This is a genomic window from Streptomyces sp. NPDC001407 (assembly GCF_042895325.1).
Lineage (GTDB): Bacteria > Actinomycetota > Actinomycetes > Streptomycetales > Streptomycetaceae > Streptomyces.
On the sequence record NZ_JBIAWF010000035.1, the window covers coordinates 40,147 to 49,595 of the forward strand.

At 70.2% G+C, this 9,449-nt stretch carries 8 protein-coding genes and 1 rRNA gene; 7 read left to right on the plus strand and 2 right to left on the minus strand.

The genetic code is table 11. The features are described 5' to 3' along the window. Positions 1-134: 134 nt before the first annotated feature. From ACFY1P_RS32460 to ACFY1P_RS32485, 6 genes are all read left to right on the plus strand, one after another. On the plus strand, positions 135-446 hold the full coding sequence (locus ACFY1P_RS32460; RefSeq protein WP_116213239.1) for a hypothetical protein: 312 nt from the start codon (positions 135-137) through the stop codon (positions 444-446). A 278-nt stretch (positions 447-724) separates the two neighbouring features. Then, a complete protein-coding gene (locus tag ACFY1P_RS32465) occupies positions 725-1,633 on the plus strand; it encodes a hypothetical protein (RefSeq protein WP_390752644.1) in 909 nt (302 codons plus the stop codon). Beyond that, entirely contained in the window at positions 1,623-2,993 is a 1,371-nt protein-coding gene (locus tag ACFY1P_RS32470) for a hypothetical protein (RefSeq protein ID WP_390752645.1), read from the plus strand. Before ACFY1P_RS32465 ends, ACFY1P_RS32470 begins: the two co-directional genes overlap by 11 nt. A 2-nt stretch (positions 2,994-2,995) precedes the next feature. Further along, positions 2,996-4,549, plus strand: coding sequence for an SCO6880 family protein (locus ACFY1P_RS32475; protein WP_361525606.1), 1,554 nt, complete (start codon positions 2,996-2,998; stop codon positions 4,547-4,549). Between the two features lie 193 nt (positions 4,550-4,742). After that, entirely contained in the window at positions 4,743-6,161 is a 1,419-nt protein-coding gene (locus tag ACFY1P_RS32480; RefSeq protein ID WP_361525595.1) for an ATP-binding protein, read from the plus strand. Between the two features lie 3 nt (positions 6,162-6,164). Next, positions 6,165-7,637, plus strand: coding sequence for a type VI secretion protein (locus ACFY1P_RS32485; RefSeq protein ID WP_390752646.1), 1,473 nt, complete (start codon positions 6,165-6,167; stop codon positions 7,635-7,637). Positions 7,638-7,667: 30 nt separating this feature from the next. On the opposite strand, the gene ACFY1P_RS32490 is transcribed toward ACFY1P_RS32485, so the two are convergent. Then, positions 7,668-8,204, minus strand: coding sequence for a GNAT family N-acetyltransferase (locus tag ACFY1P_RS32490; protein WP_361525600.1), 537 nt, complete (start codon positions 8,202-8,204; stop codon positions 7,668-7,670). Between the two features lie 112 nt (positions 8,205-8,316). Between ACFY1P_RS32490 and ACFY1P_RS32495 the strand changes: the two genes are divergently transcribed. Then, on the plus strand, positions 8,317-9,288 hold the full coding sequence (locus tag ACFY1P_RS32495; protein ID WP_390752647.1) for a hydroxyacid dehydrogenase: 972 nt from the start codon (positions 8,317-8,319) through the stop codon (positions 9,286-9,288). Positions 9,289-9,361: 73 nt separating this feature from the next. Here the strand turns inward: ACFY1P_RS32495 and rrf are convergent. Further along, positions 9,362-9,449: ribosomal RNA gene (rrf, locus tag ACFY1P_RS32500) — 5S ribosomal RNA — on the minus strand; the annotation flags it as partial.

A 9,449-nucleotide genomic window follows, 5' to 3' on the forward strand; every position in this document is an offset into this window, starting at 1 on the left:
GAACGCGTACGGGTTCCGGCAAAAAATGGCGCCAAGTCGACATGCCGGAGCGGCATCTTCGGCGAAGATAGGTCCTGACCTTTGCCAGGCGGTGGAGGAGTTGACAACTACCCATAAGGGGCGGTGAGTTACAAATGTTTTTGGCGGCCGGCGACAAGGGTGACATCAACACCATCATTGGCGGAATTGCCCCGAAATGGGGGCCGTTCGGCAGCCTGGGCAACGAGGCGCGCGTTCTGGTCGAGGTCGTGATGGCCGCGGCCATCCTGCTCTGCCTCGCCATCGCGATCTGGGGCGCGGCGAAACAGCGCATCGGGGCGACGGCCCTGCGGGACACCTTCAGCGCCGAACAGGGCAAGGGGCTGATCGTGGCCGGACTCACCGGCGTATTCATCATCGGCTCGCTCGGCACTCTCTTCACCATTGTCTACGGCATGGCCATCTGACCCACGCGATCCGGCCGTACCGCGCGGCCCTCTTGACGAACCGGCCCCACCCTCCGGCCACCTCATCACCGTCAGCCCCAACCGGCCCACCGATCCCATGAGTCCCGCCGCGCATCACCCCCGCGCAGACCCTCTCGTCCCCGAGTCCCCCCGCACCGAGGCTGCCACCTGATGCCCCCTCACACCCCCTCGTACTCCTCCCCCCAGAATCGCTTCGCGCCGCTACCGTCATATGCGGGTGCCACAGCGGCGAAGACGTATGAGGGGACGTGCGCGCGATGAGTCTCGGTGACGACGGCTACGGCCAGGACCCCGGCCGTCCGGGCGGCGAGTACGGCGAAGGCGCCGACTACGACCGCCACCTGACGCGCACCCGCCTCCCGGAGGGCGACGAGGGCGACCCGTACGGCCCGAACCGGCGCCCGCGCGGCGGCGGCCGTGGCAGGGGCGGCCGTGGCGGCGGCCTCTCCAGCCGGAACCTGATCACCGTCGTCGGCGTCGTCGTCCTCCTCATCGCGGCGATCGCCTTCGCGAACAGAGGCGGCGGCTCCTCGTCGGACGACTCGGACTCGGCGGGCGGCAAGGCGAGCGCCCAGCCGACGGCTCCCACCGGCGTGAAACCCGTGACGGGCAAGGACGGGGCGACGGGGATCGCGTCGGGGTTCGCGCGTACGGAGCAGGGGGCGCAGTCGGCGGCTTCGAATTACGCGGTCGCGCTCGGCGGCGACGGAATGTTCAAGACGGACACCCGCCACGCGATCGTCGACAGCATCCACACCCCCGACGCGGCGCCCGCTCTCCAGCGGGACCTGGACAAGGCGTACAGCGCCGACTTCTTCAAGAACGTCGGTCTGAGCGCCGATGGTTCGGCGCCCAAGGGGCTGACCTTCGTGTCCCGTACGGTCCCCGTCGGCACGAAGGCCACCGCGTACAGCGACGACGAGGCGACGGTCGCGGTCTGGTGCACGGGTCTGGTGGGCCTGGCCGGCCAGGGATCGACCAAGCCGGTCACCCAGACGTGGTTCACCATGACCCAGAAGCTCCGCTGGGTGGGCAGCGACTGGAAGATCGCGTCATCCGATCAGAAGCAGGGCCCGGCTCCCGTAAGCGGTGACGTGCCCGCCGCGGGAGCCGAGGAGATCACGAACGCGGTCAACGGGTACGGAGGGTTCACTTATGCCAGGTAGCCGTCGCCTTCGCGGCCTCTCCGTCACGGCTGTGCTGGTCTCCGCCCAAGTGGCCCTGTTCACCCTCGCTGCGAGGGCGACGGCAGCTCCGCCTTCGCCCTCGGCCCCGAACCCGTCCACCCCACCTTCCACGCCGCCGTCGACCGCCCCTTCGACACTGCCCTCCCCCGGCGCCAGCCACAGCAAGAGCCCGTGCGACCTGATCTCGGGCATGGCGAAGCAATACTGCGAGGGCGGCAAGCAGGACGGCGGGTCCACCACCCCCGACCCCCAATCCTCCGCAGACCCCCTCAGCTCCCTCGCCAAGGGCTGCGCCGACGCCGCCTCCTGGATCATCAAGAAGCTGTCCGGCGCCGTGCACGCCACCGGCAATGTCGACTTCACCAACGCCACCTTCCTCCAGCAGTACGCCGTCGTCTTCGCCGCGTCCAGCATCCTCACGCTGGTCCTCTGGCTGCTGGCCGTCGCCAAGCGAGCCGTGCGCGGCGTGCCGTTCACGGAGGCGTTCACGGAGGCCGTGGGGTTCCTGTGGCTGACGGTGCTCGCTTCCGCGTTCACGCCGTTGATCCTCTACACCCTCGTATCGGCCACCGACGCCGTCACCGATGTCATCGCCACCGGCAGCGGCTCGAACAACGACACCTTCTTCGGCGCCTTCGCCGACGCGCTCCAGAAGGGCGACCACATCGGCGGCGGCCCGATCATGCTGATCGTGGTCTCGCTCGTGTCCGTGCTCGCCGCCGGCGTGCTCTGGCTGGAGCTGGTGATCCGGGCCGCCCTGCTCTACGTCGGCGCCCTGCTCGGCACCGCCGTCTACGCCGGTCTGGTCGACAAGAACATGTGGGGCCACGTGCGCCGCTGGGCGGGCATCATGATCGCGGTGATCCTGGTGAAACCGATCATCGTCGTGGTGCTGGGGCTGGCCGGAGCCCTGTCCTCCGGAAAGGGCCCGAACTCCTTCTCGGCGGTCGTCTCCGGGCTCGCCATCATCATCCTCGCCATCTTCGCCAGCGCGATGATCTACCGGTTCGTCCCCGGCTTCGGTGACGAGATCGTCCACACGCGCAACGCCAGCAAGGACGCGGCCTCCCGGCAGGCGGCCGCCGTGATCTCCTCACCCGCCGCGCTGGTCAAGCAGGGCATCACCACGCACAGCACCCGCGGCAACGGCGGGGGCGGCGGCAACGGCGGCGCCCAGGCCCGCCCCGGCAACTCCGTCTCCGGCGGCGTCGCCGCCCACAGCACCCGCGCGCCCGCCCGCCCGGAAGGCGGTAAGACCGGCAACGGAAGCGCCCCTTCCGCCGTACCGGCGCCTCGCGCGCAGAACCGCAGCAATGCCCCAGGAGGTGAGCGGAGTTGACGATCCAGGCACAGTCCCAGCCGATCGCGGCCCGCCGTACGTATCTGATCGGCCGCGCCCGTCCCAACGCGGTCGTCGGGAAGAACCGGGAGACCGGCGAGATCGCCCTGATCATCGCCGGCGCGTTCCTCGGCATGATGTGCGGCCTCCTGGTGCCCATCCTCCCGCTGCGGATCCTCACGCTCAGCGGCTTCCCGGCGCTCGCGCTGTCGGCCGTGTACGTCCCGTACAAACAGCGCACGTTCTACAAGTGGTTCGAGATCAACCGCACGTACAAGCGCACGCTGCGCCGCGGCGCCACCTACCGCTCCTCCGCCGCCGAGGCCGGTACGCGCCTGGACGGGCGCGAGGTCGAGGTCGGGCCGCCGCCGGGGATCGGGCGGATCAGCTGGCTTGCGGCGCCGTTCGGGCCGGACGAGATCGCCGTGCTGCTGCACGCCGACCGCCGGACGGTCACCGCAGCGATCGAGATCGAGGGACCGGGCGTCGGGCTGCGCGACTCGGAGGACCAGGAGGCGCTGGTCGACCGGTTCGGCACGCTGCTCAAGCACGTGGCGAACGGCGACGGCTATGTGACACGCATCCAGATGCTGGCCCGTACGCTGCCCGCCGACCCCGACGCGCACGCCAAGGACGTCGAGCGCCGGGGCGACGAGAAGTCTCCCAAGTGGCTCAAGGACTCCTACGACCAGCTGCAGTCGATGGTCTCGACCTCCTCCGAGCAGCACCGCGCCTATCTCGTCGCCTGCATGCACTACACCCGCGACCTGGCCGCCGAGGCACAGACCATCGCGCGCGCCTCCCGGCACGAGGGCGGCGCGCGGCGGCTGGACCGGGACGGCGGGCTCGCCGTCGTCATGGCGCGCGAACTCACGGACATCTGCGCCCGCCTCGCCGAGGCGGACATCCGGGTGCGCCAGCCGCTCGGCCAGGGGCGGCTGGCATCACTGGTGCACTCGATGTACGACCCGGACCACCCCATCGACCACATCCAGGCGATGACGCAGCGCAACGCGTGGCCCGCCGAACTGGACGCCATGGAGCCGACGTACCTCCAGGCGAAGACGCGCGAGTCGTCAACCCGGGCACCCTGGTGTCACTCCACCGCCTGGGTGAAGGAATGGCCGATGACGCCGGTGGGCGTCAACTTCCTCGCGCCCCTGCTGGTGCACACCCCGGACGTCATCCGGACCGTCGCCGTCTGCATGGACCTGGAGCCGACGGACGTGGCCATCGAGCGGATGCTGACGGAGAAGACGAACGACGACGCGGACGCCTCGCGCGCCGCCAAGATGAACCGGGTCGTCGACCCGCGCGACGTCGCCCACCACTCCCGCGTCGACCAGCGCGGCGAGGACCTCGCGAGCGGCGCGGCGGGCGTCAACCTCGTCGGATACATCACCGTGTCATCGCGCTCACCGGAGGCACTCGCGCGCGACAAGCGGACGATAAGAGCGTCGGCAGGCAAGAGCTACCTCAAGCTGGAGTGGTGCGACCGCGAGCACCACCGCGCTTTCGTCAACACGCTGCCGTTCGCGACCGGCATCCGACGATAGGGGCAACCGCCGTGCTCGACCCACTGGCCGCACTCACCGAGGCACTTGCCGCTGGCGCTCAGCCGACGGGAAACAGCAGTGCTGCGCAGGCCCGTTCTCGCGCTCCGCGCAATTCGTGCGACCGCGAGCACCACCGGGCCTTCGTCAACACGCTGCCGTTCGCGACCGGCATCCGACGATAGGGGCAACCGCCGTGCTCGACCCACTGGCCGCACTCACCGAGGCGTTCACCAGCTTCCTGTTCGGGAAGGTGGAGACCACCCGGCTGCCCGTGCGGACCTCCACCGGGCAGGCCCAGGCCGTCTATCTGCCGACCGCCGCCCCGGGGCTCGGTGACTCCGGCGTCGTCATCGGCCGTGAGGTGTACTCCGGCAAGGGCTATATCTACGACCCCTTCCAGCTGTACGGACAGCAGCTGCCGGCCCCGCACTGGCTGGTGCTCGGCGAGTCCGGCAACGGCAAGTCGGCGCTGGAGAAGACGTACGTCCTGCGCCAGCTCCGCTTCCGCGACCGCCAGGTCGTCGTCCTCGACGCACAGGGCGAGGACGGCGTCGGCGAGTGGAACCTCATCGCCCAGCAGCTGGGGATAACGCCCATCCGGCTCGACCCGACGGCCGCCCTCAACGGCGGCATCCGGCTGAACCCGCTGGACCCCTCGATCACCACGACCGGACAGCTCGCCCTGCTGCGCACGATCATCGAAGTGGCCCTGGGCCGCGGCCTGGACGAGCGGTCCGGTTTCGCGCTCAAGGTGGCGCACGCTTACGTCAACGAGACGATCCTCGACCGTCAACCCGTGCTGACCGACATCGTCGAGCAACTGCGCCACCCGGAGGCGGAGTCCGCGGAGTCGATGAATGTCGACATAGACGATGTGCGCGCGTGGGGCCTGGACGTCGCGCTCGTGCTGGACCGGCTGGTCGACGGTGACCTCCGCGGCATGTTCGACGGGCCGACGACGGCGGGCATCGACCTCGACGCACCGCTGATCGTCTTCGACCTCTCGCACATCGACCGCAACTCCATCGCCATGCCCATCCTGATGGCCATCGTGGGCGTGTGGCTGGAGCACACCTGGATCCGCCCGGACCGCAAGAAGCGCATCTTCCTGGTCGAAGAGGCCTGGCACATCATCAACTCGCCCTTCGTGGCCCAGCTGTTCCAGCGCCTGCTGAAGTTCGGCCGACGGCTCGGCCTGTCGTTCGTGGCGGTGGTGCACCACCTGTCGGACGTGGTCGACGGCGCGGCCGCGCGGGAGGCCGCCGCGATCCTGAAGATGGCCTCGACCCGCACGATCTACGCGCAGAAGGCCGACGAGGCCCGCGCCACCGGCAGGGTCCTCGGCCTGCCACGGTGGGCCGTCGAGATCATCCCCACGCTGACGCCCGGCATCGCCGTGTGGGACGTCAACGGCAATGTCCAGGTGGTCAAGCACCTGATCACCGACGCCGAGCGGCCGCTGGTCTTCACCGACCGCGCGATGACCGAGAACGGCGAGGACTACCTGGCCCGCGAACTCGCGGCGGAGGCGGCGGCCGCCGAACGCGCGGCCGCGGCCATGGAGGCCCAGCTGGCCGACGGGGCGTACGGCTCCGAGTCGACGGTGGCCTGACCGATGAGCGGATCCCGCCCCACCGGCGAGCGCAGACCCGAACGCGGCATTCCGGACGGCCTGTTGGTCGGTGTCATCGCGTTATTGCTCGGCCTGACACTGCTGGTGTGGGTGACCACGGGCCTCGCCGGCCTGGCCGCTCACGGCGACTGGCCGGACGGCGTCAGCCTGGACCGTACGCCCGTGGCCCTGCGCCACCTGGCCACCGAGCCGCACGACCTCGCGGCCGCCTGGCCGGACACCCCTCCGGCCGCGCTCTCGGGCTACGGGCTCTTCTGGGGGCTCCTCATCGGCGAGTTGCTGGCACTCGTCGTGCTGGGCGTCTTCGTGCTCGGCACGTGGACCCGCTGGCGGGCCGTACGGGCGCGACGGCGGGCGGAGGCGACGGCGGGGACACAGACGGTCACACCGGCCCCGGCAGAGGCACCTGCGAGCCCTCAGGCCGCTTCCCCGGCGGCAGTCGAGCCCGCACCGGCTCCGGCCGTCGTGCCGCCTCAGCCCACGGAACGGCTACAGCACCCCGCGGAACCTCCCGCTCCGGCAGCGGACGCCCCGCCGTCCCGCGTCGTCCACAGCACCGACCGGCGCGGTGCGGCGGCGCGCGCGATCCTCGAGGCGGCCGGGCCCGTGCTGGTGACCACCAGCGACCCGGGGCTGTGGGCCGACACCAAGGACTCCCGCGCCAAGCTCGGCCCGGTCCACGTCTTCGATCCGAGCCACCTCCTCGACACCCCCGGCCGCCTCCGCTGGTCCCCCACCACCGGCTGCGAGGTCCGCGACACGGCGGCCACGCGCGCGGCCGCGCTGCTCGCGCCCGTGCGCCCGCTGAGCGCCCTTGACTCGGCGACGGCCGACACCGCGGAGACCATGCTGCGCTGCTGGCTGCACGCGGCGGCCGTGGACGGCCGCCCGTTCCGCCAAGTGCACCGCTGGGCCCAGGGAACGGGGGCGCACGAGCCCGTACGGATCCTCCGCACGCACCCCAAGGCGGCCGGCGGAGCGGCGGGTGAACTGGAGTCGGCCCTGACGGGCCACCCGGAACGTCGCGATATGGCCCAGGAATTGACGAGTCGAGCTCTCAATTCCCTTTCGTCCATCCATATTCGGGACGCCTGCAATCCCAATCGAGCCGATGCGCTCGCGTGGGAATCATTCATCGCAGAAGGGGGAACCCTGTACGTGGTGGGTGAGGCGATTGAGGATCCTCGCACCCGCCCGGGTGCGATGCCCCTGCTGACCGCACTCGTCGCAAGCGTGGTCGAGCTCGGCCGGGGCATGGCCGGAGGGTCATCTGCCGGTCGGCTCGACCCACCACTGACGTTCGTCCTTGACGACGTCGCGGCAGTGGCGCCGGCGCCCTCCCTGCCCGGCCTCCTGGCGGAGGGCGAGTCCTTGGGCCTGCCGGCCTTCGCCCTCCTGCGCTCGGAGGAACAGGCACGCGCCCGCTGGGGCCGCCCCTTGCGGACGAGCCCCTGACACGGCCACGCACCCATCCGCCCTACGGCGTCAGACAGCGGGCCGGGCGATCGCCATCTCGTACTCCAGCGAGGACGGATCGCCCTCCATCGGCACGGTGACACCCGTCCGCTCGAAGCCGAGCTTCCGGTACAACCCCTGGGCACGCGCGTTCCGTTCGTGCACATAGAGCCGAGCGCGAGCGATACGGGGCTCCGAGAGTTCCCACGACCAGTCGAGCGCCGCCCGGAAGAGAGCCTCCGTCAGCCCCGTCCCACGGTGCTCAGGGCGAACGAAGACCCCGACCAGATGCGTCTGCGGCACGACCGCGGGAGCGCCGAAAACGCCGTCGGCACCGGGCCGTTCCACCAGGACGGTCACGTTTCCCGCCCATGTGCCGTCGGGCCCTTCGGCTATGAAGGACGTCGAAAGCGCCCGGCTCTGCCAGAACTCGTCCGGCTGGGCGACGGCCTCGTCGTAGGTACTGAGAAAGGCGATAGGCGCGACCGGATCGCAGAGCGCGATCAGGCGCAACTCCTTGACCTTCTCCCACTCGTCGGGCCGCACGGTTCGGATCAGATGCTCCATCTGCTGATGGTCAACCTGCGCCCATGGCCAGGGCAAATCAGTTTTCCCGGATTGCCGCAGGGGCATGGGAGAGCGCGTGAACGGTATACGGGGGATGGTCGTAGTCATAGCCATGGGGGCGGACGAAGCCGCGGCGGTCCTCCCCCCGGATCTACGGGCCAGGCTCGCGGAGCTCGCCGCTCCGGTCCTCGGCACACTCGTCGGACCACTCGACACACCACAGGCCCGTGCGGCCCTGGAAGGCGCCGATATCCTCATCACCGGCTGGGGATGCCCCACCCTGACGGAAGACGTGCTGGAAAGCGCGCCCCGGCTGCGGGCAGTCGTCCATGCGGCCGGATCGATAAAGGAATTGGTGACCGCGGGGGTGTGGGAGCGCGGCATCGCCGTCTCCTCCGCCGCCGGCGCCAATGCCGGCCCGGTCGTCGACTTCAGCCTCGCCGCCATCACCTTGGCCACGAAGAAGGCCCTCTCGACAGCGGCGTCCTACGAGTCCGGATGGCCCGCCTTCCGCGATCGCCAGGGCTCCGACGGCCGCACCATCGGCATCATCGGCGCCTCCCGCATAGGCCGCCGCGTCATGGCCCGACTCCGCGCCTCCTGCGTCGGATATCAACTCCTCCTGCACGACCCGTACGTCTCCGAGACCGAGGCGGCGAGCCTGGGTGCGAAATCCGTCGGTCTGGCGGACCTGTGCCGAGAGTCCGGCATCGTCAGCGTGCACGCCCCGCAATTGCCCGAGACACACCATCTGTTGGACGCGGAACACCTCGCCCTCATCCCCGACGGCGGCACGGTCGTCAATACGGCACGCGGCTCGCTCATCGACACGGAAGCCCTCACCCGCGAATGCGCCTCGGGCCGCCTGGACGCCTTTCTCGACGTCACCGACCCCGAACCACTGCCCGCCGGACATCGCCTGCTCCAGCTACGGAATGTACTGGTCACCCCGCACATCGCGGGCGCGCAGGGCAGCGAGGCCCGCCGGCTCGGGGTCTACGCGGTGGACGAGGTGGCACGGCTGGTGCGCGGTGCGCCGCTGCTGGGGCGGGTGACCCGCGACCAACTGGAGCGGCTCGCATAGAGAAAAAGGTCCGGGAACGCAGAAATGCCCTGGCAGGAACCGGAGTTCCCACCAGGGCATTTCATCAAAATTTGTTCGGCGGCGTCCTACTCTCCCACACGGTCCCCCATGCAGTACCATCGGCGCTGAAAGGCTTAGCTTCCGGGTTCGGAATGTAACCG